Genomic DNA, 22,790 nt, shown 5'->3' with positions numbered 1-22,790 from the left:
GCTAAGGAATTGCTCAGCGGCCAGATCACCGCACCCGGGCGCGACTGTCCGGTCTGCTGACCGCACCTTCGCTGCCACAGTCCCGTTCTGTCCAACCTGCAGGCAAGACCCACATGCGACCACCTTTGTCTCTGATCGTCTTTATCCTTGCGATTGCCCTCGCCTCCTGCGGGTTCAGTCCGGTATATCAGAGCGGAAACGCCGTCGGGGATGGGGTCCGGGGCATCCGGCTGGACGACCCGAAGAACGCGATTGAATTTGCATTCCTGCACAAGCTGCAACGGAAGATCCCGCAAGGCGGCGACTCCAGGGCGCTTCTGACCTATACGCTGACCCTGACCGAAGCCTCGCTGGTTGACCGCCGCGTCGAGATCAGGGGGGCTGCGGCCTATTCCATCGTCGATACCGCCAGCCAGCAGGTCACCCTGACCGGGAGGGTTACCTCTACCACCGGATACTCCACCTCGACCACCTTTTCGGGCATCATGGCCAATGAACCCAGCCGCGATGACGCCATCGACCGTCTGACAGAATCGCTGGCCCAGGCCGTCTATCTGCAGATCCTGGCAAAGCTGGCCGCAACGCAACCCTGACCCGGCCAGCAGGTACCACGCTGCGGCGCGATCACCCGGCCATCTTGCCCTTGGCAGGGTCAGCGCATAGTTAGGTGCCAAGGCGCGTATGGGGTATGTAGCGGCGCACCATGTGAGGGCTCGTCACTCTGTCATTCCTGCGGGCGCGCGCGCATCGGTTCGGGTGACTGGAGTCTTCAGTTCCAAACCCATCAAGGCTGGACGACATGACGACAAAGACCATACGACTGCCCGTTCTGGACCGTGTTGCGGGCGAAAGCCTGCTCTGGCGGCTGCTGCGCGAAAGCCTGCCCGAGCATAAGGGCAAATATGCCGCCGCCATCGTGGCGATGGTTCTGGTCGCAGGCACCACCGCCTTGTCCGCCTGGGTGATGGGTGAAATTGTCGATGCCATGACCGATCCCGCCAATACCCGGCGGATCTATTGGGTGGCGGGCAGCGTCTTTCTGATCTTTTTTGCCAAGGGCGTCGCCAGTTTTGCCCAGACCGTGCTGATGGCGCGGGCCGGAAACCGGATCGTCGCGCAAAAGCAGACATCCTTGTTCAAGCGGCTGCTCGGCCACGGCATCGCGTTTTTCAACACCACCGAGTCGTCTGACCTGCTGATGCGGGTCACCCAAAGCGCGCAGATGGCGCGAAGTGTGATAGATGTGGTAGTGACCGGCTTTGTCCGCGATCTGCTGACCCTGATCGGGCTGGTCGCGGTGATGTTCTACCAGCAACCCTATCTGTCGCTGATCAGCCTGATCGTCGGCCCGGCTGCGGTGCTGGGCGTGCGCATGATCCTGAACAAGGTGCGTGCCGTGATGGCGCAGGAAATGGCTGGTCTGGCCGAGATCATCAAGGTGGTGCAGGAAACCTCGACCGGCGCGCGCGTGATCAAGGCGTTTGCGCTGGAAACCGTGATGCAGGACCGGATGCAATCTGCCGTGCGACAGGTCGAAAAACGCTCGAACAAGATGGTGCGGCTGGAATCCGCCACCGCGCCGCTGATGGACACGCTGACGGGTCTGGCCATTGCCGCCATTGTCATCCTCAGCAGCACCAGCATCGGCGGGCAGGCTGCGGGCACGCCGGGGCAGCTGATGTCTTTTGTGACCGCATTTCTGATGGCTTACGAACCCGCCAAGCGGTTGTCGCGCATGCGGGTCACGATCGAGGCGGGCATGGTCGGTGTCCGCATGATGTACGAATTGCTGGACCTGCCTTCAAACCTGAACGAAGCCCCCGACGCCAAGGAACTGACCGTCGGACCGGGTCAGGTGGTGCTGGACAATGTGTCGTTTGGCTATAATTCCACGACGCCGGTGATCAGAAACCTGTCCGTCACCTTCGAGGCCGGAAAGACCACCGCGCTGGTCGGCCCCTCGGGTGGGGGGAAATCGTCGATCCTTAACCTGATCCTGCGGCTTTATGATCCGCAGGATGGCGTGGTGTGGATTGATGACAACGATATCAGCAAGGTCACCTTTGCCTCATTGCGCAAGAAAATCGCCTTTGTCGGGCAGGATACCTTTCTGTTTTCGAACACGGTGATGGGCAACCTGCGCATTGCCCGCCCCGAAGCCACTGATGAAGAGGTGTATGAGGCCGCGCGCGTTGCCTATGCGCATGACTTTATCGAAAGCCTGCCACAGGGCTACCAGACCCAGATCGGCGAAAACGGATCGTTCCTGTCGGGCGGCCAGCGTCAGCGCCTGTCGATCACCCGGGCGGTGCTGCGCGGCGCGCCGATCCTGTTGCTGGACGAGGCGACCAGCGCGCTGGACAGCCAGTCAGAAACCTATGTCCGCGATGCGCTGCAAAGCATCAATACCGGCGTGACCACGATCGTCATCGCACACCGGCTGGCAACGGTCATGAACGCCGACCGGATCTTGTATATCGAGGCCGGGCAGGTGGTTGAACAGGGCAGCTTGCCGGAACTTCTGGCCAGGAACGGCGCGTTCAAACGGTTGTATGAGGCGCAGTTCAACAACAGCTGAGGCTCAGGGTGCGTCCTGCCCTTTGGCAAGCGCATGCCGCAGGCGGGCCACATCCAGCGGCAGCCCGGTAAAGATGTGCCAGGCGTCCACCCCTTGCCCGATGAACAGCTCATAGCCGGAAATCACCTGCAGCCCGGCGGATGCCGCGTCTTGCAGAAACTGCGTCTCCACCGGGGTATAGACCGCGTCAAACACCCAGTCCGCCGCCGCCAGATCCGCACGGGGCAATGGGGTGCCGTCATAGCCCACCATGCCGACCGGCGTGCAGTTGATCACCCCGGCCACCCCGGCGGCCAGTTCCGTCGCCGCCCCGCCGGTCCGGGTGATCAGACCGGGCCGCGCCGCCTGCAATGCGGCGGCCAGCGCCTGCGCCTTTGGCAGGTCGTGGTCAGCAATGCGCAGCTCCCGCACCCCAAGGGCGATCAGGCCAAAGGCCACCGCCTTGCCCACCCCGCCCGCGCCGATCAGCAGCACCGGTCCGGGGTCCGCCGCGCCGCGCGCCTGACGGTAGGCCGCGATAAAGCCAGTATGGTCGGTGTTGAATCCCTGCGGCCCGTCCGGGCCGAACACCACCGTATTCACCGCCCCCATCGCCCGAACCAGCGGGTCCGCAATCGCCACCCGTCCCGCCGCCAGTTCCTTGTACGGATAGGTCACATTGACCCCGCGATAGCCGCCTGCCGCAACCTGCGTGAACAGATCGTCAAAGCTCAGCCCAAGCGCGGGCGGCACCAGCCGGTCATAAACCACCCGCCGCCCGTTCTGCGCGCCGGCCAGCCGGTGCAGCCGTGGCGCTTGCGAGGCGGCGATATTGTCGCCGATCAGGCCAAGGCGGATAGGTCCGGTCATCGCATCGCTCCTGCGGCAGTCACCCGTTCAACGCAGCGGCAGATAGCGGATCGGCTGTCGCGCCACCAGAGCCTTTGGCTCGGCCCAAAGGCCGGGATACGCGCCCTATCCGTCGGTCATTACCCGCAGTGCAATCAGGCCAACATAGGCCAGATTGGCCAGGATCATCAGCGCCACCGCCAGCGAACCCAGATCCTTGGCCTGTTTCGCCGCCTCTGACCAGCCGGGTGAGATGTGGTTGACCACCACCTCTATCGCCGTGTTCAGCGCCTCGACCGCCAGCAGCGCGGCAAACAGCACCACAAATCCCAGCCAGTGCCACACCCCCGCCTGCGCCCAGATCAACACCAAAGCCCCCAGAGCCCCGCCCGCAAGTTCCTGCCGGGCCGAGGTTTCCGCCAGCAGCCGCCGCAACCCGGCCAGCGAATAGCCGGTGGCGTCCACCATATGCCACAGGCCCTTGCGCGGCGGTTTGACGATCATTCAGTCCCCTCCCCGGCCAGTGCCGTCCGGCGCAGCCTTGCCCGCCCGCACGGCGATGTCCAGCAGATGCCGCGCAGGCCAACCCGCGCAGCTTGGGGGCAAACTGCGACCACAACAGGCAATCGTGCAGCTTTCCCCCGCCCCGCGTGGTCAATTTCCAGTCAGCACGCTTCCCCTTTGACACGGGGGGCCTATTATCTACGGACAAAATCATATGTCATGGCCGCGCCGCCAAACGAAGGGACCGGACCCCGTATGAAACTCGTGCCGCAACTTGTGGCAATCGTCGTGATTGTCGCAATAGCCACACCGCTCGCCGCACGCTTCGTGCCCGGAACCCGACCCTGGCTGGACAGCGCAGGGTTGCTTGCCCCGCTGACCGCGCTGGGTGTCGTGCCCGCCGACGCGGCAGAGGCCAGCGCCACCGCCCGTCCGGGCGGCGGGCAGGGGGCAGGTGGCGGGGGCGGCGTGCAGGTCATCGCCGCCGAGCCTGAGCGCCGGGTGCTCAGCAATGTGATCGACGCCATCGGGTCAGCGCGCGGCGCGCAATCGGTGGATCTGTCGTTCGGCGTCACCGGCCGGATCACCGCGCTGCGGGTTGCCCCCGGCAACCGGGTCGAGGCCGGGGCGGTGCTGGCCGAACTCGATGCCCGCACCGCGCAATTGCTGGTCGAACGCGCGCGTCTGGTGCTGGCTGATGCGCAGCGCACCATTGACCGGCTGGCGCAACTGGCGCAGTCGGGCACCACCACCAGTCTACAACAGCAGGATGCCGAACTGGCGCTGCGCACCGCCGAACTGGGCCTACAGTCGGCGGAACAGGATCTCGAAGACCACATCCTGACCGCCCCGGTCTCCGGCTATGTCGGGCTGATTGAACCGCAGATCGGCGATCTGGTCACCTCCACCACCACAATCACCCGGATCGAGGACCGCTCGAACCTGATCGTCGATTTCCGCGTGCCGGAACGGGTCGCGGCGCAGGTCTCCCCCGGTGCCGTCATCTCGGCCACCCCGATCTCGACCCCCGGTCACGCCATCGAAGGCCGGGTGATCGCGGTCGACAACCGGGTGGATGAGGCCAGCCGCACCCTGCGGGTTCAGGCCAGCATCGCCAACACCGATGACCGGCTGCGCGCCGGGATGGCGTTTCGCATCTCGATGGAATTCACCGGGGCTGAGGTTCCCGCCGTCAGCCCGCTGGCGATTCAATGGGGCGATGGCGGTGCCTTTGTCTGGGTGGTGCGCGCGGCAAAGGCGACACGTCTGCCGATCCGCATCCTGCAACGCAACGCCGATGCCGTGCTGATCGAAGCCGAACTGCTGCCCGGTGATCTGGTGGTGACCGAAGGCGTGCAGGCCCTGCGTCCGGGGGCCGAAGTCTCTATCGCAGCCCCAAGGAGCTGACCGATGGAAAGCCGCCCCACCCCGACCGCCGCCATGGGACAAAGCACCGCGCTGTTTGTCCGCCGCCCGATCCTCGCCTTTGTGCTCAACGCGCTGATCGTGATCGCCGGGTTTGCCGGGCTGATGGGCGCGGATGTGCGCGAATTGCCGGCGGTGGACCGGCCCGTGGTCTCGGTCAGTACCAGCTATTCCGGGGCCGCCCCCGAGACCATCGACCGCGAGGTGACAGCGGTGATCGAAGGGGCTGCGGGCCGGGTCGCGGGTGTCAAATCCATCTCGTCCTCGTCGCGCTTCGGCTCTAGCCGGGTCACGGTGGAATTCAACGACAGCGTTGATCTGGATGTCGCCGCCACCGATCTGCGCGATGCCGTCGCGCGGCAGGTCAACAACCTGCCCGACGGGGCCGATGCGCCGCGTGTGGTCAAATCCGATGCCGACGCCGATGCCATCCTGCGCGTGGCTGTCACCTCGTCCCGGCGCAGCGCCGATGAGCTGACCACGCTGGTCTCTGACCTCGCCGAGTCGCGGCTGCTCTCTGCCCCCGGCGTGGCCGATCTGCAGATCTTTGGCGCGCGCGAATTGTCGTTCCGTGTCGATGTTGACCTCATGCAGCTGGCCGCCCGGGGCCTGACCCTCGCGGATCTGCGCGCCGTGCTGGGCAATGCCGCGTTCGATTCGCCCGCCGGGGCGCTCAGTTCCGAAAACCAGAGCCTTCTGGTCCGCACCACCGCCGCCATCCGCACCGCCGAGCAGATCGAGGCCCTGACGATTGCGGGCAACGTCCGTCTGGGCGATGTCGCGCAGGTCACGCTGGGCCCTGATCCCGGCGCGTCGATCCTGCGCGCCAATGGCGAAACCGGCATCGGCATCGGCATCATAAGGCAGGCCAACGGCAACTCGCTGGCCATATCCGAGGCGGTGTGGCAGGTGGTCGCTGACCTGCAACCGCTGCTGCCCGATGATGTACGGATGTTCATCACCTCGGACAGCGCCGATTTCATCGACGGCGCGATCAGCGAGGTCAAGCTGGCGCTGATCCTGTCGGTGCTGATCGTGACGGCGGTGATCTTTGTCTTTCTGCGCGACCCGCGCGCCACGCTGATCCCCATCATCGCGATGCCGGTCGCGCTGATCGGCACCTTGGCCGCGATCTGGATCGTCGGGTTCTCGATCAACATCATCACCCTGCTGGCACTGGTGCTGGCCACCGGGCTGGTGGTCGATGATGCCATCGTGGTGCTGGAAAACATCGTGCGCCGCCGCTCTGAGGGCATGGGCGCGCGGGCGGCGGCAGTGCTGGGCACGCAACAGGTGTTCTTTGCCGTGCTGGCCACCACCACCACGCTGGCCGCCGTTTTCATCCCGCTGTCGTTCTTGCCGGGCCAGACCGGCGGGCTGTTCCGCGAGTTCGGCTTTACCCTTGCCATCGCGGTGCTGCTGTCTTCGGTCACCGCGCTCAGCCTCTGCCCTGTGCTGGCCGCCAAACTGCTGCGCCCGCATCAGGAGCAGACCGGCTTCATGACCCGGCTGGGCGACCGGCTGTCGCGGATCTATGCCCGCACCCTGCACCTGTGCCTTTCTGCACCGCTGATCGCCGTCACCTTTGCGGTGCTGTTTGCCGCCCTCGCCGTGGCGATCTTTCCCAACCTGCGGCAGGAACTGACCCCGCCCGAAGACCGCGCCGTGATCCTCTTGTCGGTTCAGGCTCCGCAAGGCGTCTCGCTCGACTACACCGACGCCCGCATGCGCGAGATCGAGGCGCTGGTCGATCCGCTGCGCGACAGCGGCGAGGTCACCAGTGTCTTTGCCATCGCCGGCATGGGCGGGCAGGACAGTCGCGGCTTTATCGTGATCACGCTGGCCGGCTGGGCCGACCGCGCGCGCAGCCAGCAAGAGATTGCCGCCGAACTCAGTGGCAAGCTGCGTGACATCATCGGGGTGCGCGCCTTTGCGCTGCAGCCCAATTCGCTGGGCATCCGTGGCGCGGGGCAGGGCCTGTCGTTTGCGCTGGTGGGCGACAATTACGACGACCTTGCAGAATCCGCCCGCGCGCTGGTGGAAAAAATGGAGGCCGACCCGCGCTTCGGGCAAGTCCGCCTTGGCTATGACACCACCCAGCCCCAGCTGTTCGTCGAGATCGACCGCGCCCGCGCCGAAGATCTGGGCATCCAGATCGCCGGCATGGGCGAGGCGTTGCAGGCCGTGCTGGATGGCCGCACCGTGGGCACGCTGTTTCTGGATGACAACAGCTTTGACATCCGCCTTGTCTCCAACGCCGATCCGGTCAACGACCCCGGCGATCTGGAGCGGATCTTTGTGCCGACCCGCGACGGCCAGATGGTGCCGATCTCGACCTTTGTCACCCTGACCGAACGCGCCGTCGCCCCGCAGCTGGAGCGTGAGTCGCAGATGCGCGCCGTGCCGATCACGGCGGGCCTGACGCCCGAGCTCGCGCTTGGCGATGCTCTCACGCAGGTGCAGGCGATGGCCGGTGATCTGCTCACCGACAACACCCGCATCCTGCCGCTGGCCGAAGCGGCGACGCTAGGCGAAACCTCCTCCGGCCTTGCCATCACCTTCGGGATCGCGCTGATCGTGGTGTTTCTGGTGCTGTCGGCCCAGTTCGAAAGCTTTGTCTCGGCCATCATCGTCATGGCCACCGTGCCGCTGGGCCTCGCCTGTGCAATCTTTGCGCTGCTGCTGACCGGCGGCAGCCTGAACGTCTATTCCCAGATCGGGCTGGTGTTGCTGGTCGGGATCATGGCCAAGAACGGGATTCTGATCGTCGAATTTGCCGATCAGTTGCGGGAAAAGGGCGCATCGGTGCGTGAGGCGATCGAACAAGCCTCTGTCGCGCGCCTGCGCCCGGTGATGATGACCATGGTCGCCACCGTTCTGGGCGGCCTGCCGCTGCTGCTGGCGCAAGGTGCTGGGGCCGAGGCGCGCTCTGTGCTGGGCTCGATCATCGTCGGCGGGCTGGGGCTGGCCACGCTGGCCACGCTCTACATCACCCCTGTCGCCTATCTGCTGCTGGCAGGTCTGTCCCGGTCGCGCGCGGCCGAGGGGGCATTACTGGCGGCAGAATTGCAGACGGCGGCGCAGTCAAAACCTGCCCCGCACCCCGCTGAATAGCCCCCCTCCCCCTCTTTGAGCATGCGTAGGGCGGGGTTCACCCCGCCTTTGCCCACAGAGGTCGCAACAATGGCGGGGTGAACCCCGCCCAACCGCACAAGGCAGAGGTCAGGGTGTGGCACCCAAGGTACGGGCAATCACATTCGTGGGGCGAGTTCAGCAGAGCGGCCCCGCCGCGCAAACGTGTGAGGCCTACTCCGCCACCACCACCCGCGTGCCCCAACCCTCACAGGCTGCCATCAGATTGTCAGGCAGCGCCTGATCGGTGAACACCGCATCCAGTTCTGACAGGCTGGCAATCCGCGCCGGGGCCGACCGGCCCAGCTTGGTGTGATCGGTCACCAGAAACGACTGCCGCGCCTGCCGGATGATCGCGCGGCTGACGCGCACCTCGGCCAGATCGAAATCCAGAAGGTCGCCGTCGCGGTCCAGCGCCGAGGTGCCGATGATGGCGAAATCCACCTTGAACTGTTCGATGAACTGCGTGGTCAGCTCGCCCACCAGCCCGCCATCACTGCGCCGCAGGGCGCCGCCCGCCACCATGATCTCACAGCCCGGATTGGCCACCAGCGAGTTGGCGACATTCATATTGTTGGTGACTACGGTGATGTTGCGGTGGTTCACCAGCTCGCGCGCCACCGCCTCGGTCGTGGTGCCAAGGTTCAGGATCATTGAGGAATTGTCGGGGATCATCGCCGCACAGGCCCGCGCGATTGCTGCCTTGGCCGCTTCGTTCATTTTGCGCCGCGCCTCGTAGCCGATGTTGGCCACGCCAGTGCGCGGCACCGCGCCGCCATGCACCCGGTCCAGATGCCCGGCCTCGGACAGTTCGGTCAGGTCACGGCGGATGGTCTGCAGCGTCACCTCGAACCGATGCGCCAGATCCTCGACCACCACCCGGCCTTCCTGCCGCGCGATCTCCAATATGCCAGTCTGCCGGAAATTCAACGCCACTCGGTTCGCCCCTCTGATCCCGCCTTTTGCCACAGGCCAGCCTGCTTTGCCACCTGTCGCCTCAATGCTGCATCTGCATTCGTTTTTGCGCGTTTGCAGCATGCTTCCCGGGGTTCAGTGCCATTTCCAGACCCTAGCGCGTCAAAATGTTCGTTTCAAATAAAAGCGCGCATAAACGAATAAAATCGTTGACCGATGCCAGAGTCGTGATGCAGGGTCTGCCCCGGGGAGGCTGACCTTTCCAAAGGGGGATTCAACCGTGACAGATGCCCAGCGGCCCGGCGTGGCCGACCTGTTCATCATCGGCGGCGGCATCAACGGATGCGGCATTGCGCGCGACGCGTCCGGGCGTGGCCTGTCGGTCATTCTGGCCGAACAGGGCGATCTGGCGCAGGCCACGTCTTCATCGTCGACCAAGCTGTTTCACGGTGGCTTGCGCTATCTGGAGTATTTCGAGTTCCGTCTGGTGCGCGAAGCACTGGAGGAACGCGAAACCCTGCTCACCGCCATGCCCCACATCTCCTGGCCGATGCGCTTCGTGCTGCCCTATCACCGCGACATGCGGTTTGAGGGCGCGACACCGACCAGCCGTCTACTGGGGCTGGTGATGCCCTGGATGAAGGGCCGGCGTCCGGCCTGGCTGATCCGGCTGGGCCTGTTCCTGTATGACACCCTTGGCGGCCGCAAGATCCTGCCCGCCACCCGCACGCTGGATCTGGCGCGCGATCCGGCGGGGGCTGCGCTGAACCCGAAATTCGCCCATGCGTACGAATACTCCGATTGCTGGGTCGAAGATTCCCGCCTCGTCGTGCTCAACGCCCGCGACGCCGAAGCACGCGGCGCGCAGATCCTGGTCGAAACCCCGGTGATCAGTGCCACCCGCACCGGCGACCACTGGGAAGTCGTCACCAACGGCCCCGAGGGCCGCACCACCCACCGCGCCCGCGCACTGGTCAACGCCGGTGGCCCCTGGGTCGAGGATATCATCCGCAACGTCGCCCGCATCAATTCGACCGAAGGCGTGCGTCTGGTACGCGGCAGCCATATCGTCACCCGCAAGCTCTATGACCACGACCGCTGCTATTTCTTTCAGGGGGAGGATGGCCGCATCATCTTTGCCATTCCCTATGAGCAGGATTTCACCCTGATCGGCACCACCGACAAGGATCACCACGGCGCGCCCAAGGATGCGGTCTGCACGGATGAGGAACGCGATTATCTGCTGGCCTTCGCGTCGAAATACTTCGCCAAACCTGTCACCCGCGACGATGTGGTCTGGACCTATTCCGGTGTTCGCCCGCTCTATAACGACGGCGCGAAATCGGCCACGGCGGCGACGCGCGATTATGTCCTCAGTCTGGATCAGACCGGCGCGCCGCTCCTGAACGTGTTCGGCGGCAAGATCACCACCTATCGCCGTCTGGCCGAATCCGCGCTGGAAAAGCTTGGCCCGTTCTTTCCGGGCGCAAAGGGCAAATGGACCGCGCGCCAGCCGCTGCCCGGCGGGGATTTCCCGGTTGATGGCGTGCCAGCCCTGACCGCCCGTCTGAAAGCCGCCCACCCCTATCTTGGCGACTATCACGCCGCCCGCCTGATCCGCGCCTATGGCACCGAGGCCGCCACGATCCTTGGTACGGCAAAATCCCTCACCGATCTGGGCCGCGACTTCGGCGCGACCCTGACCGAGGCGGAACTGCGCTGGCTGATGACCCATGAATACGCCCGCCACGCCGCCGATGTGGTCTGGCGGCGCAGCAAGCTCGGCCTGCGCCTGACCCGTGATCAGATCGCAGCGATTGACGATTTCATGACCACGCAACGGGCAACCCGCCCGGCTGCGGAATACCCGGCTGCGGAATAAAGGAACGCGCATGGCTCTGGACCTGCAAGACGTGTCACGGTCGGTCGAGGGGAGAATGCACATCCACCCCACCAGCCTGACGCTGCAAAAGGGCACGATGAACGTGCTGCTCGGCCCGACGCTGTCGGGCAAGACCAGTCTGATGCGGTTGATGGCGGGGCTGGATGTGCCCACCACCGGGCGCATCCTGTGGGACGGGCAGGATGTGACGGGCATGCGGGTGCAGGACCGCAAAGTGGCGATGGTCTATCAGCAGTTCATCAACTACCCCGGCATGTCGGTCTATGACAACATCGCCTCGCCGCTGCAGATCATGGGGCAGGAGGCGAAAGCCATCGACAAGGCGGTGCGTGAGACGGCGGAAATGATGCGCCTGACGCCGATGCTGGACCGCCGCCCGCTGGAGCTGTCGGGCGGCCAGCAGCAGCGCTGCGCACTGGCCCGCGCGCTGGTCAAAGGTGCCGGGCTGGTGCTGCTCGACGAGCCGCTGGCCAACCTCGATTACAAACTGCGCGAGGAGCTGCGAATCGAGATTCCGCGCATCTTTGAGGCTTCCGGCGCGATCTTTGTGTATGCCACCACCGAACCCGAAGAGGCGCTGCTTCTGGGCGGCCAGACCGCCGCACTGCACGAAGGCCGCGTCACGCAGTTCGGCCCGACGCCGCAGGTATACCGCCAGCCCGCCGACATGACCACGGCGCGGGTGTTTTCCGATCCGCCGATGAACTTTGTCCCTTGCGTCAAGACGTTTGCGCAACTGGCGCTGGGTGAGGTGACGACCCCCGCCACCGGCCCTATCGCCGATCTGCCGGATGGCAGCTATACCGCCGGGTTCCGCGCCAACCATCTGGCGTTGCACCAACCATCGCCGCAGGCCATCCCGTTCCGCTGCACCCTGAGCGTGACCGAGATCACCGGATCAGAGACCTTTCTTCACCTGCATCACGGCGCCGACAGATGGGTGGGTCTGGTGCATGGCGTGCAGGATCTGGCCGACGGGGCCGAGGTGACGGTCTGGCTGGACCCCGCGCATGTCTATCTGTTCGACACCACCGGCCGCCTTGCCGCCCCCGCCCCCTATGCGCTGTCAGATATGAAAGGGGCCGCCTGACATGGCACAGATCACGCTGCAGAACCTTGCGCACAGCTATCTGCCGAACCCCGGCAAAGATGCCGATTTCGCGCTCAAGCAGATGGATCACATCTGGCAGGATGGTGGCGCCTATGCGCTTCTGGGCTCATCCGGCTGTGGCAAGACCACGCTTTTGAACATCATCTCCGGCCTGTTGCGCCCAAGCCAGGGCCGGGTGCTGTTTGGCGACCGGGACGTGACCGATGCCCCGACCGCCGAGCGCAACATTGCGCAGGTGTTCCAGTTTCCGGTGGTCTACGACACCATGACCGTGCGCGACAACCTTGCCTTTCCGCTGCGCAACCGCGGGATGGACCCGAAATACATCGCCGCCCGCGTGCAAGCCATCGCGCAGATGATCGGGATGGAGGCTACGCTGTCGCGCAAGGCGCAAGGGCTGACCGCCGACGCCAAACAAAAGATCAGCCTTGGCCGGGGGATGGTGCGCGAGGATGTGAATGCCATCCTGTTTGACGAGCCGCTGACCGTGATCGACCCGCATATGAAATGGGAGCTGCGGACCCAGCTGAAAAAGCTGCACCGCGATTTCGGCCATACGATGATTTACGTGACCCATGACCAGACCGAAGCGCTGACCTTCGCCGACAAGGTGGTGGTGATGTATGATGGCCGCGTGGTTCAGATGGGCACGCCGGAAGAGCTGTTCGAGACCCCGGCGCACACCTTTGTCGGCTATTTCATCGGCTCGCCCGGCATGAACCTGCTGGAGGCAAAGATCGACGGCACCCATGCGCATCTGCAAGGGCAATCCGTGGCGCTTGGCGCGTCCTATGCCCCGCTGGCCGGGCGCACCCAGATCGGCATCCGCCCGGAATATGCGACCCTGACCCGGGGCGACGGCCTGCCGGTCCGCATCCGCCGCGTTGAAGATGTGGGTCGCCACCGCCTGATCCGGGCCGAGGTGATGGGCCAGCCGCTCAGCATCGTCGCGCCCGAAGGGCAGGAGATCGGGGCGGATCTGACCCATGTGGCCTTTGCGCCGGACAAGATCAACGTCTACGCCGACGACTGGCGCGTGCAGGGGGGGACCGCCTGATGATCAAGACGCAGAACAACAAGGCATGGTTTCTGGTGCTGCCGGTGCTGGTGCTGGTGGCGTTTTCCGCCGTGCTGCCGCTGATGACGGTGGTGAATTACGCGGTGAATGACACGTTCGGCAACAACCAGTTCTTCTGGGTCGGGCTGGAATGGTTCGAGGAAATGGTCACCTCGTCGCGGCTGCACGACGCGCTTGGCCGCCAGATCCTGTTCTCGGCCATCATCCTGGCAATCGAGGTGCCCTTGGGCATCTACATCGCGCTCAACATGCCGAAATCCGGGTTCTGGGCCTCGTTCTGTCTGGTGCTGATGTCGTTGCCTTTGCTGATCCCGTTCAACGTGGTCGGCACGATCTGGCAGATCTTTGGCCGGGTTGACATCGGCCTTCTGGGCCACACGCTGGCGGCGCTTGGCATCGACTACAACTACACCAACGATCCGCTTGACGCCTGGATGACGGTGATCGTGATGGATGTCTGGCACTGGACCTCGCTGGTCGCCCTGCTGGCCTATGCCGGGCTGCAAAGCATCCCGCAGGCCTATTATCAGGCCGCCCGGATTGATCAGGCCAGCCGCTGGAAGGTGTTCCGCTATATCGAGCTGCCCAAGATGAAGGGCGTTCTGCTGATCGCGATCCTGTTGCGATTCATGGACAGCTTCATGATCTACACCGAACCCTTTGTCGTCACCGGCGGCGGGCCGGGCAACTCGACCACTTTCCTGTCGATTGATCTGGTCAAGATGGCCATCGGCCAGTTCGACCTTGGCCCGGCGGCGGCGTTCAGCCTGATGTATTTCCTCGTCATCCTTCTGGTCTCCTGGGTGTTTTTCACCGTGATGACCAATCTTGACCGGCAGGAGTCCAAATGATGCGCGTCAAACCCTCTGCTCTGGTGATGGGCCTGTACCTTTTGTTCCTGCTCTTGCCGATCTACTGGCTGGTGAACATGAGCCTGAAGACCAATACCGAGATCCTGTCCAGCTTTTCCCTGTTTCCGCAGAACCTGACCTTCCGCAATTACATGGTGATCCTGACCGATCCCAGCTGGTACATGGGCTATGTCAATTCGATCATCTATGTCACGCTGAACGTGGTGATCTCGCTCGCCGTCGCCTTGCCTGCTGCCTATGCGTTCAGCCGCTATAGCTTCATGGGCGACAAGCACCTGTTCTTCTGGCTGCTGACCAACCGCATGGCGCCGCCTGCCGTCTTCGCGCTGCCGTTCTTCCAGCTCTATTCCTCGGTCGGGCTGTTCGACACCCATATCGCCGTGGCGCTGGCGCATTGCCTGTTCAACGTGCCGCTGGCAGTCTGGATTTTGGAAGGCTTCATGCGCGGCGTCCCCAAGGAGATTGACGAGACCGCCTATATCGACGGCTATTCCTTCCCCAAATTCTTCGTCAAGATCTTCATGCCGCTGATCGCATCCGGCATCGGCGTCGCCGCTTTCTTCTGCTTCATGTTCTCCTGGGTGGAACTGCTGCTGTCGCGCACCCTGACATCGGTGAACGCCAAACCCATCGCCGCCACCATGACCCGCACCGTCTCTGCCTCCGGCATGGACTGGGGCGTGCTCGCCGCCGCCGGGGTGCTGACCATCGTGCCGGGTGCCTTGGTGATCTGGTTCGTGCGCAACTACATTGCCAAGGGCTTTGCCCTGGGGAGGGTGTGATGACCACCACCCCAAACCGCGCCAACTGGAGACTGATCACCCTCGCCGCAGCCGCCGTGATGGTGGCCAGCCTCGCCGCCCTGCTGCTGACCGCCCCGCAAAAGGACGGCGCCATCGACTGGTTCGCCCCGATGACCCCCGGCGGCTGGATGGCCTGGACGCTGCCGGTCGCACTGTTCTTCTGGACCATCGCCTGCCTGCTGGTCAGCTTCACCCTGCTGGCGATCCGCTTTCCCGAGACCCCGCGCACCGGCATCCTGCGGATCGAAACCACGCGCGGCGACCGGCTGTTCATCTCGCTGCTCGGCTCGGCATTCATCTGCCTTGGCTGGCTGTTCTTTTTCGGGGCCCCGCTGTGGGGTGCCCTCATCCTCTGCCTTGTCTATGCCGCGGCGGTGTTCCGCTGGGTCTAGACAGGTCGGCCACGACCCGGCGCGAGGGGAATACTCCCGCCCGGCCCACATCTGATGTCTGACACTTCTGGGAGGAATTGGAATGAGACTTCGCCACACCACAACCGCCATGGCGCTCGCGCTGATGGCCACAGGATCGGCCCCCGCCTGGGCCGATATCGAGGCTGCAAAAGCCTTTCTCGACGCCGAAATCGGCGAGATGTCTTCGCTGACCCGCGCCGAGCAGGAAGCGGAAATGCAATGGTTCATCGACGCCGCCAAGCCATATGCGGGCATGGATATCAAGGTGGTGTCAGAGACCATCACCACCCATGAATACGAGGCCAAGGTGCTGGCCCCGGCCTTTACCGCGATGACCGGCATCAAGATCACCCATGACCTGATCGGCGAAGGCGATGTGGTCGAAAAGCTGCAAACGCAGATGCAGTCGGGCGAGAACATCTATGACGCCTATATCAACGATTCCGATCTGATCGGCACCCATTGGCGCTATCAGCAGGTCCGCATCCTGGATGACTGGATGGCGGGCGAAGGGGCTGCGGTGACCAACCCGGGCCTTGATATTGCCGACTTCATCGGCACCTCGTTCACCACCGCGCCGGATGGCAAGCTGTATCAGCTGCCAACCCAGCAGTTCGCCAACCTGTATTGGTTCCGCTACGACTGGTTCAACGACGAGAAAACCAAAGCCGATTTTCAGGAAAAATATGGCTACGAACTCGGCGTACCGCTGAACTGGTCCGCCTATGAAGACATCGCCGAATTCTTCACCGGCCGCGACATGACCTATGCCGGTGGCCCGGCCTCGGCCTGGGGCAACATGGATTACGGCAAGAAAGACCCCTCGCTCGGCTGGCGCTATACCGATGCGTGGATGTCGATGGCCGGTATGGGCGATGTGGGCGAACCCAACGGCCTGCCGGTGGATGAATGGGGCATCCGGGTGGACGAGAATTCGCGTCCCGTCGGCTCCTGCGTTGCGCGTGGCGGGGCTACCAACGATGCGGCGGCGGTCTATGCCGTGACCAAGGCCATCGACTGGCTGCAGAAATACACCCCGCCAGAGGCCCAGGGCATGACCTTTGGCGAGGCAGGCCCGGTCCCCGCACAGGGCAACATCGCCCAGCAGATGTTCTGGTACACCGCCTTCACCGCCGACATGGTCAAAGAGGGCCTGCCGGTGATGAACGAAGACGGCACGCCCAAATGGCGCATGGCCCCCAGCCCGCACGGGGCCTATTGGCAGGAAGGCACCAAGGTCGGCTATCAGGATGCCGGATCGTGGACGCTGATGAAATCCACCCCGGTCGACCGGGCGCAGGCCGCCTGGCTTTATGCCCAGTTCGTGGTGTCCAAAACCGTGGACGTGAAGAAATCCCATGTCGGGCTGACCTTCATCCGCGAATCCACCATCGACCACGAAAGCTTCACCGAACGCGCGCCCAGACTCGGCGGCCTGGTGGAATTCTACCGCTCCCCCGCCCGCGTTCAATGGTCGCCCACCGGCACCAACGTGCCGGATTACCCGAAACTGGCGCAACTGTGGTGGCAGAACATCGGCGACGCCATGTCCGGTGCCAAGACCCCACAAGAAGCGCTCGACGCCTTGTGTGAAGAGCAGGAGCGGGTGATGGAACGCCTCGAACGCGCTGGCGTGCAAGGCGACATCGGCCCGAAACTGAACGAGCCGCAAGACGCCCAGATCTGGCTTGATGCCCCCGGCGCGCCGGTGGCCAAGCTGGAAAACGAAAAGCCACAGGGCGAAACCATCAGCTATGACGAGCTGATCAAATCCTGGAACTGATCTGAACAAACGGAAGGGGCAGGGCAATTGCCTTGCCCCAGTTTCTGTCCTTGAATATCCCCGCGCGGGACGCTCCTGCCGGATGCCTGCGGCAGGGATATTCAAGGACAGAAAACACCAAAAGCCTTTGGAAAAGATACCATGACCCATATCCTCGCCATTGATCAGGGCACCACCTCCAGCCGCGCGATCCTGTTTGACGAAGGTCTGCGCGTGGTGGCCTCGGCGCAGGAGGAGTTTGCGCAGCACTACCCCCGCCCCGGCTGGGTGGAGCATGATCCGTCCGACCTGTGGTCCACCGTCGCCGCCACCGCACGGGCGGTGATGGAAAAGGCCGGGATCAGGGCTGACAGCATCGCCGCCATCGGCATCACCAACCAACGCGAGACCACGCTGATCTGGGACCGCGCCACCGGGCAGCCGATCCACCCGGCCATCGTCTGGCAGGACCGCCGGACGGCAGGCATCTGTGACGCGCTGAAGGCGGCGGGACACGAGCCGATGATCACCGCCCGCACCGGATTGCTGCTGGACCCGTATTTTTCGGCGACCAAGGTGAAATGGCTGCTCGACCATGTCGAAGGCGCGCCCGCCCGGGCCGAGGCGGGCGAGTTGGCCTTTGGCACGGTTGACAGCTGGCTGATCTGGAACCTGACCGGCGGCCGGGCGCATGTGACCGATGCCACCAACGCCGCGCGCACCATGCTTTACAACATCGCGACCGGCGCATGGGATGCCGAGATCTGCGCGCTGATGGGCGTGCCGATGGCGCTCTTGCCCGAGGTGCGCGACTGCGCCGCTGATTTCGGCATGACCCGCGCCGATCTGTTCGGGCGTGAGATTCCGATCTCGGGTGTCGCGGGCGACCAGCAGGCGGCCACCGTGGGGCAGGCCTGTTTTGCCCCCGGCATGATGAAATCCACCTATGGCACCGGCTGCTTTGCGCTCTTGAACACCGGGGCCGACCGGGTGCCCTCCACCCACCGCCTGCTGACCACCATCGCCTATCAGCTGAACGGCAAGCCGACCTATGCGCTGGAAGGCTCGATCTTCATCGCGGGCGCGGTGGTGCAGTGGCTGCGTGACGGGCTGAAGATCATCCGCCACGCGTCAGAGACCCAAGCCCTTGCCGAAGCCGCCGAAGAGGCGCAGGGCGTCATCCTCGTCCCTGCCTTCACCGGTCTGGGCGCGCCCTATTGGCGGCCCGACTGCCGGGGCGCGGTCTATGGTCTGACGCGGAACTCCGGCCCGGCCGAGCTGGCGCGCGCGGCATTGGAGTCGGTCGGCTACCAGACCCGCGACCTGCTGGATGCGATGCGCGCCGATTGGGGGGCCGCCGCCGATGGCGTGCTGCGGGTCGATGGCGGGATGACCGCCTCTGACTGGGCCATGCAGTTTCTTTCCGACATCCTCGGCGCACCCGTTGACCGCCCCATGGTCACCGAGACCACCGCGCTGGGTGCCGCCTACCTCGCCGGGCTGCAGGCCGGGATCTGCGGCAGCCCTGAAGAGTTCGCCAAAAGCTGGGCGCTCGACCGGCGTTTCCAGCCGTTGATGGACGCCGCCACCCGCGACGCCAAATACGCGCGCTGGGGCCGGGCCGTCAAAGCCACGATGTCGGTATGAACTTCACCATCCTCCAGCCGCCGCGCATCCTGTTTGGCCGGGGGCAAGCGGCGCAAGCCGCGGGCATCGCCCGCAGCTTTGGCGCGCGCGGCATTGTCGTGCACGGGGCCAACCCGGCCCGCGCTGCTGCCCTGATCGAAGCGCTCGGCCCCGGCATCCTGTCGCTCGCCTGCGCGGCTGAGCCGACCCTGCCGATGCTGGAACAGGCCACTGTCACCGCCCGTGCGCACCACCCCCACTGGGTGCTCGCCATCGGCGGCGGTGCTGCGCTTGACCTTGGCAAGGCCCTCGCTGCTCTGATCCCCGCGCCCGGCGGCCCGCTCGACCATCTGGAGGTCGTGGGCAAAGCCCTGTCGCTGCAGGCCGAACCCTTGCCGTTCATCGCCATCCCCACCACCGCAGGCACCGGGGCCGAGGTTACGAAAAACGCCGTCATCGGCCTGCCCGATCATGGCCGCAAGGTCAGCCTGCGCGACGACCGCATGATCGCGCGCGTGGCCATCATCGACCCTGCCCTGACCGATGGCTGCCCCTGGCCCGTTACCCTCGCCTCCGGCCTCGACGCGGTGACACAGGTGATCGAGCCCTATGTCTCCCACAAAGCCACCCCCTACACCGATGCCATAGCCCTGCCCGCCATCGCCCCCGGCCTGCGCGCGCTGATGCAACTCCACCGGGGCGAAGACCCCAAAGCCCGCGATGCCCTGGCATGGACCTCGCTCTGTGGCGGTCTGGCCCTCGCCAACGCCGGCCTGGGCGCAGTCCACGGCCTCGCCGGCGTGATTGGCGGCACCACCGGGGCCGCCCATGGCGCGATCTGCGGTGCGCTCCTTGGCCCTGTGCTGGCCATGAACCGCGCCCGCAGCACCGGCGAGGCCCGCAGCCGGATAGACCATGTCTGCACGCTGCTGGCCGAAGTGCTGGGCTGCACAGCCAGCAACGCGCCCAAAGCCCTCGCCACATGGGCGCATGCGGCGGGCCTGCCAAGGCTGTCCGCGCTTGGCGTCAGGGAGGAAAACCACGCCGCCATCGCGGCGGCGGCAGAGACTGCCTCATCGACCAGGGGCAATCCGGTGGTGCTGGAGCGTGAGGCGTTGTGTGAGGTTCTGGTGAGGGCAGGCTGAGGATAAGCCGGTATCAGCGCATGGAAACAGTTCTGATCACGGTGTTTGTTCCCACGGCGTGATGGTGGCTAGCCGACCAAAACCCAGCCCCTGACCGCGCAGCCTGTGCGCAACGGCACCCTGACACAGGGCGGCCGTCGTGATCAGTCCGGGGCAGCGGCCATCGGGAATAGAAAAACAATGCGGTGCGAAAGACTCAGGCATGCCGACAGTTTACAGGGGTCGCGTGCCACAACGCATCGCACCCGGATACATTTCAACCAAGGTAGTGATTCAGGGAGAAGTGGTGGCGAGGGGGGGACTCGAACCCCCGACCCCGTGATTATGAGTCACGTGCTCTAACCAGCTGAGCTACCTAGCCATTGGCGGGCGTGGTATTGTGCCCGCCTGCGCGCGTCAAGGCCTATTCGTCATTCTGCTGCATCACTGACGCGCGCCACGCGCGGGCGGCCCGAGGCGGTGACGCTGAGGATGGCCTCGATGAACATGCTGCGGCCCTCGACTTCGGCCTCGCGGATCTCCCGCGTGGTGGTCAGGTGCAGATCGACGGCCCCGGCGCGCAGGGCGCGGGCGGTGGCATCGGCGGTCAGCGCCGCCAGCATCGCGGCAAGCGCAGAGTCGCGGTCGCTGAAGGTTTCGATCCCACCCGGCAGGTGGGCAGCAAAGCGGCCCTCGGACGGGCTGGTCACGGTGCCGGTGGCGCGCTGGCTGACCTGCCCCACCACCGCGCCGATGGCATTGGCGACCCCGGCATGCTCGGGCAGGATCATCTGACAGCCCAGACGCTCGCCCACCGCGCCGTAATAGGCGGGGGCCGATGCGCCAAGGCCGATCACCGGCACCGCCAGCCGGGCGGTGATCTGCATCACGCCCTGATGACCGCGCAAGCCCGCACGGGTCAGGCTGTGACGGGCAAGGGTTTCGGGCGATTCGTTGGCAAAGGCGGGGTCTTCGGCAAAGGCGGCCTCCAGCAAGCAGTCGGCGGTCTGGGTGGTCAGCTGGTCGATGATCGCCTGCGCCAGTTTCAGCGGATCGGAGGCAAACCGCTCACCCGTGCCGGTGCGGCGGCGGCCCAGCAGGCGCAGCGCCTTTTCCGATGCCAGTGCGTCCCATGCGTCCAGACGCCCCAGCGCGTGGCTGGCATCCGACGGCGTGACGCCCGCAATCATCACCAGCCCGCGCGCCACCAGCCGGTCGAGTGCTGCCACCTCCAGCCGTGTGGTCAGGGCCTGCGCCAGCGGCATAGGTTGGGCGATGCGGGCCATGAGCGTTGATTCGCGTGGGGTGAGGCCATCGCATGGGCCTGTCATGGGGATGGCAAAGCGCCCATCATGCTCGCCCGACACATCGCTGGACAGCACGCGGTCGAGGGCTGCATGCACCATCGGCCCATGATCCTGCGCCAGCAGTGAGACCGGGATCAACCGGCGCGGGCCGAGGCGCAGGCCGCCGGTCAGCCCTTCGGTGATCAGATGCACCTCAGAGTCGCCGCCAAGGCCGGTGGTGCGCATCGCCACCGCCTCGACCATGGTGCGGAACCCGCCGACCCGCGCGCCCTGCGGGTCGATCTCGGGCAGGCCGTCGCGCAAGAGCGCCACATCGGTGGTGGTGCCGCCGATGTCGCTGACCAATGCGTCAGAGGCCCCGGTCAGCCAGCGCGCGCCGACAATGCTGGCGGCGGGGCCGGAGAGGATGGTTTCAATCGGGCGCTCGCGCACCATGGCGGCAGAGATGAGCGCGCCATCGCCCCGCACCACCATCAGGTGCGCGTTAATGCCAATGGTCGCAAGATGGCGTTCGCAGGCAGCCACCAGACGGTCGATCATGCCGATCAGCCGGGCATTGAGCACAGCGGTCAGCGCACGTTTGGGGCCGTTGAGATTGGCCGACAGCTCGTGCGAGCAGGTGACGGGCCGCCCGGTGATACGCCGGATCAGATCGCGCGCGGCGATTTCGTGCGCGGGATTGCGGGTGGCAAAGCGGGCGGCGACGGCATAGCCCATCACCTGATCCCCGCTGTCGCGCAGGCTCTGTTCCAGCGTGGCCGCGTCCAGCGGGGCGAGCTCCTGCCCGGCATGGCCATGGCCGCCGGTCAGACGCAGGATAGGGTCGCCGCGCAGCGCCTCGTCCAGCCCGGCGCGGGCCTCATCCCCGGCATCAAAGCCGATGAAGACCAGAGCCACGCGCCCGCCCTGCCCTTCGACCAGCGCATTGGTGGCGAGGGTGGTGGAGAGCGAGACCAGCGCGATCTCGCTGGCGGCAACGCCTGCCAGTGCCAGAGCGGCATCAACAGCACCGCCGATGCCGATCGCCAGATCGTTGCGGGTGGTCAGCGCCTTGGCCTTGCCGATGACCCGGGTCGCGGCCTGATCCACGATCACCGCATCGGTGTAGGTGCCGCCCGTATCCACGCCCAGAAAATACCCCATCGCCTACTGTCCTTGCTTCTTTGCCTGTCAGCTAGGCCATGCGCGCGCCAAGATCAGCCCCTGATGCGACATTTGCCGTCGCAGATCGGCCAGCAAGGGCGCTTATCGGTCGGTCTCCACCCCTTTGCACGGCAGCGCCGCGCCTTGGGTTTGCCCTTTGCCGCGCCGGGCACTAGGCTGGCGGAAAACGGGGCACAGAATATGCGGGCAGGTCTGATCTTTGTGATGCTGGGGATGGCGCAGCCGGCGGCGGCGCAATCGCTGAA

General features: G+C 65.1%; 17 protein-coding genes and 1 tRNA gene. 13 read left to right on the top strand and 5 right to left on the bottom strand.

Features of this window, described 5'->3' with window-relative positions; translation table 11 throughout:
- The first annotated feature begins 113 nt into the window (after window positions 1–113).
- Both J2X53_RS19475 and J2X53_RS19470 read left to right on the top strand, forming a co-directional pair.
- A complete protein-coding gene (locus J2X53_RS19475) occupies window positions 114–593 on the top strand; it encodes a hypothetical protein (RefSeq protein WP_349039161.1) in 480 nt (159 codons plus the stop codon).
- A 206-nt stretch (window positions 594–799) separates the two neighbouring features.
- On the top strand, window positions 800–2,578 hold the full coding sequence (locus tag J2X53_RS19470; protein ID WP_349039160.1) for an ABC transporter ATP-binding protein: 1,779 nt from the start codon (window positions 800–802) through the stop codon (window positions 2,576–2,578).
- Between the two features lie 3 nt (window positions 2,579–2,581).
- On the opposite strand, the gene J2X53_RS19465 is transcribed toward J2X53_RS19470, so the two are convergent.
- Entirely contained in the window at window positions 2,582–3,427 is an 846-nt protein-coding gene (locus J2X53_RS19465) for a shikimate dehydrogenase (protein WP_349039159.1), read from the bottom strand.
- 105 nt (window positions 3,428–3,532) lie between these two features.
- On the bottom strand, window positions 3,533–3,910 hold the full coding sequence (locus J2X53_RS19460; protein ID WP_349039158.1) for a diacylglycerol kinase: 378 nt from the start codon (window positions 3,908–3,910) through the stop codon (window positions 3,533–3,535).
- A 219-nt stretch (window positions 3,911–4,129) separates the two neighbouring features.
- Here J2X53_RS19460 and J2X53_RS19455 point away from each other — a divergent pair, with 219 nt between their 5' ends.
- Both J2X53_RS19455 and J2X53_RS19450 read left to right on the top strand, forming a co-directional pair.
- A complete protein-coding gene (locus tag J2X53_RS19455) occupies window positions 4,130–5,317 on the top strand; it encodes an efflux RND transporter periplasmic adaptor subunit (protein WP_349039157.1) in 1,188 nt (395 codons plus the stop codon).
- Between the two features lie 3 nt (window positions 5,318–5,320).
- Window positions 5,321–8,449 (top strand): efflux RND transporter permease subunit, encoded by a 3,129-nt coding sequence (locus J2X53_RS19450; RefSeq protein WP_349039156.1) that lies wholly within the window; start codon window positions 5,321–5,323, stop codon window positions 8,447–8,449.
- Between the two features lie 192 nt (window positions 8,450–8,641).
- Here the strand turns inward: J2X53_RS19450 and J2X53_RS19445 are convergent, their stop codons facing one another.
- Window positions 8,642–9,403, bottom strand: coding sequence for a DeoR/GlpR family DNA-binding transcription regulator (locus J2X53_RS19445; protein ID WP_349039155.1), 762 nt, complete (start codon window positions 9,401–9,403; stop codon window positions 8,642–8,644).
- Between the two features lie 259 nt (window positions 9,404–9,662).
- Between J2X53_RS19445 and glpD the strand changes: the two genes are divergently transcribed.
- The 9 genes from glpD (at window position 9,663) to J2X53_RS19400 (ending at window position 20,095) form a co-directional block, all read left to right on the top strand.
- A complete protein-coding gene (gene glpD / locus J2X53_RS19440) occupies window positions 9,663–11,264 on the top strand; it encodes a glycerol-3-phosphate dehydrogenase (protein ID WP_349039154.1) in 1,602 nt (533 codons plus the stop codon).
- A gap of 10 nt (window positions 11,265–11,274) precedes the next feature.
- Window positions 11,275–12,375, top strand: a complete 1,101-nt coding sequence (locus J2X53_RS19435) for an ABC transporter ATP-binding protein (RefSeq protein WP_349039153.1) — start codon at window positions 11,275–11,277, stop codon at window positions 12,373–12,375.
- A 1-nt stretch (window position 12,376) separates the two neighbouring features.
- Window positions 12,377–13,453, top strand: a complete 1,077-nt coding sequence (locus J2X53_RS19430) for an ABC transporter ATP-binding protein (protein WP_349039152.1) — start codon at window positions 12,377–12,379, stop codon at window positions 13,451–13,453.
- Window positions 13,453–14,325, top strand: a complete 873-nt coding sequence (locus tag J2X53_RS19425) for a sugar ABC transporter permease (protein ID WP_349039151.1) — start codon at window positions 13,453–13,455, stop codon at window positions 14,323–14,325. Before J2X53_RS19430 ends, J2X53_RS19425 begins: the two co-directional genes overlap by 1 nt.
- Window positions 14,325–15,128 (top strand): carbohydrate ABC transporter permease, encoded by an 804-nt coding sequence (locus tag J2X53_RS19420; RefSeq protein ID WP_349039150.1) that lies wholly within the window; start codon window positions 14,325–14,327, stop codon window positions 15,126–15,128. The genes J2X53_RS19425 and J2X53_RS19420 overlap by 1 nt, the downstream gene beginning before the upstream one ends.
- On the top strand, window positions 15,128–15,541 hold the full coding sequence (locus J2X53_RS19415; RefSeq protein WP_349039149.1) for a DUF2160 domain-containing protein: 414 nt from the start codon (window positions 15,128–15,130) through the stop codon (window positions 15,539–15,541). The genes J2X53_RS19420 and J2X53_RS19415 overlap by 1 nt, the downstream gene beginning before the upstream one ends.
- An 82-nt stretch (window positions 15,542–15,623) precedes the next feature.
- Entirely contained in the window at window positions 15,624–17,345 is a 1,722-nt protein-coding gene (locus tag J2X53_RS19410) for an ABC transporter substrate-binding protein (RefSeq protein ID WP_349039148.1), read from the top strand.
- Between the two features lie 141 nt (window positions 17,346–17,486).
- On the top strand, window positions 17,487–18,971 hold the full coding sequence (gene glpK, locus J2X53_RS19405; protein WP_349039147.1) for a glycerol kinase GlpK: 1,485 nt from the start codon (window positions 17,487–17,489) through the stop codon (window positions 18,969–18,971).
- Window positions 18,968–20,095 carry an iron-containing alcohol dehydrogenase gene (locus J2X53_RS19400; RefSeq protein ID WP_349039146.1) on the top strand — a complete coding sequence of 376 codons (1,128 nt, stop codon included), beginning with the start codon at window positions 18,968–18,970 and terminating at the stop codon, window positions 20,093–20,095. The genes glpK and J2X53_RS19400 overlap by 4 nt, the downstream gene beginning before the upstream one ends.
- Before the next feature lie 284 nt (window positions 20,096–20,379).
- Here J2X53_RS19400 and J2X53_RS19395 read toward each other — a convergent pair.
- Window positions 20,380–20,456: transfer RNA gene (locus J2X53_RS19395), tRNA-Met, on the bottom strand.
- Between the two features lie 49 nt (window positions 20,457–20,505).
- A complete protein-coding gene (locus J2X53_RS19390; RefSeq protein ID WP_349039145.1) occupies window positions 20,506–22,524 on the bottom strand; it encodes a hydantoinase/oxoprolinase family protein in 2,019 nt (672 codons plus the stop codon).
- Between the last annotated feature and the right edge of the window lie 266 nt (window positions 22,525–22,790).

The organism is Pseudotabrizicola sp. 4114, assembly GCF_031457365.1.
Taxonomy (GTDB): Bacteria; Pseudomonadota; Alphaproteobacteria; order Rhodobacterales; family Rhodobacteraceae; genus Pseudotabrizicola.
This window is presented reverse-complemented; position numbering and strand designations above follow the sequence as displayed.

Excerpts from the sequence above, each read along its gene's own strand:
- J2X53_RS19470 (WP_349039160.1), top strand. The coding sequence starts at position 800 with ATGACGACAAAGACCATACGACTGCCCGTTCTGGACCGTGTTGCGGGC.
- J2X53_RS19450 (WP_349039156.1), top strand. The coding sequence starts at position 5,321 with ATGGAAAGCCGCCCCACCCCGACCGCCGCCATGGGACAAAGCACCGCG.
- glpK (WP_349039147.1), top strand. The coding sequence starts at position 17,487 with ATGACCCATATCCTCGCCATTGATCAGGGCACCACCTCCAGCCGCGCG.
- J2X53_RS19415 (WP_349039149.1), top strand. The coding sequence starts at position 15,128 with ATGACCACCACCCCAAACCGCGCCAACTGGAGACTGATCACCCTCGCC.
- J2X53_RS19420 (WP_349039150.1), top strand. The coding sequence starts at position 14,325 with ATGCGCGTCAAACCCTCTGCTCTGGTGATGGGCCTGTACCTTTTGTTC.
- J2X53_RS19390 (WP_349039145.1), bottom strand. The coding sequence starts at position 22,524 with ATGGGGTATTTTCTGGGCGTGGATACGGGCGGCACCTACACCGATGCG.
- J2X53_RS19425 (WP_349039151.1), top strand. The coding sequence starts at position 13,453 with ATGATCAAGACGCAGAACAACAAGGCATGGTTTCTGGTGCTGCCGGTG.
- J2X53_RS19400 (WP_349039146.1), top strand. The coding sequence starts at position 18,968 with ATGAACTTCACCATCCTCCAGCCGCCGCGCATCCTGTTTGGCCGGGGG.
- J2X53_RS19455 (WP_349039157.1), top strand. The coding sequence starts at position 4,130 with ATGGCCGCGCCGCCAAACGAAGGGACCGGACCCCGTATGAAACTCGTG.
- J2X53_RS19430 (WP_349039152.1), top strand. The coding sequence starts at position 12,377 with ATGGCACAGATCACGCTGCAGAACCTTGCGCACAGCTATCTGCCGAAC.
- J2X53_RS19460 (WP_349039158.1), bottom strand. The coding sequence starts at position 3,910 with ATGATCGTCAAACCGCCGCGCAAGGGCCTGTGGCATATGGTGGACGCC.
- J2X53_RS19435 (WP_349039153.1), top strand. The coding sequence starts at position 11,275 with ATGGCTCTGGACCTGCAAGACGTGTCACGGTCGGTCGAGGGGAGAATG.
- J2X53_RS19410 (WP_349039148.1), top strand. The coding sequence starts at position 15,624 with ATGAGACTTCGCCACACCACAACCGCCATGGCGCTCGCGCTGATGGCC.
- J2X53_RS19465 (WP_349039159.1), bottom strand. The coding sequence starts at position 3,427 with ATGACCGGACCTATCCGCCTTGGCCTGATCGGCGACAATATCGCCGCC.
- J2X53_RS19475 (WP_349039161.1), top strand. The coding sequence starts at position 114 with ATGCGACCACCTTTGTCTCTGATCGTCTTTATCCTTGCGATTGCCCTC.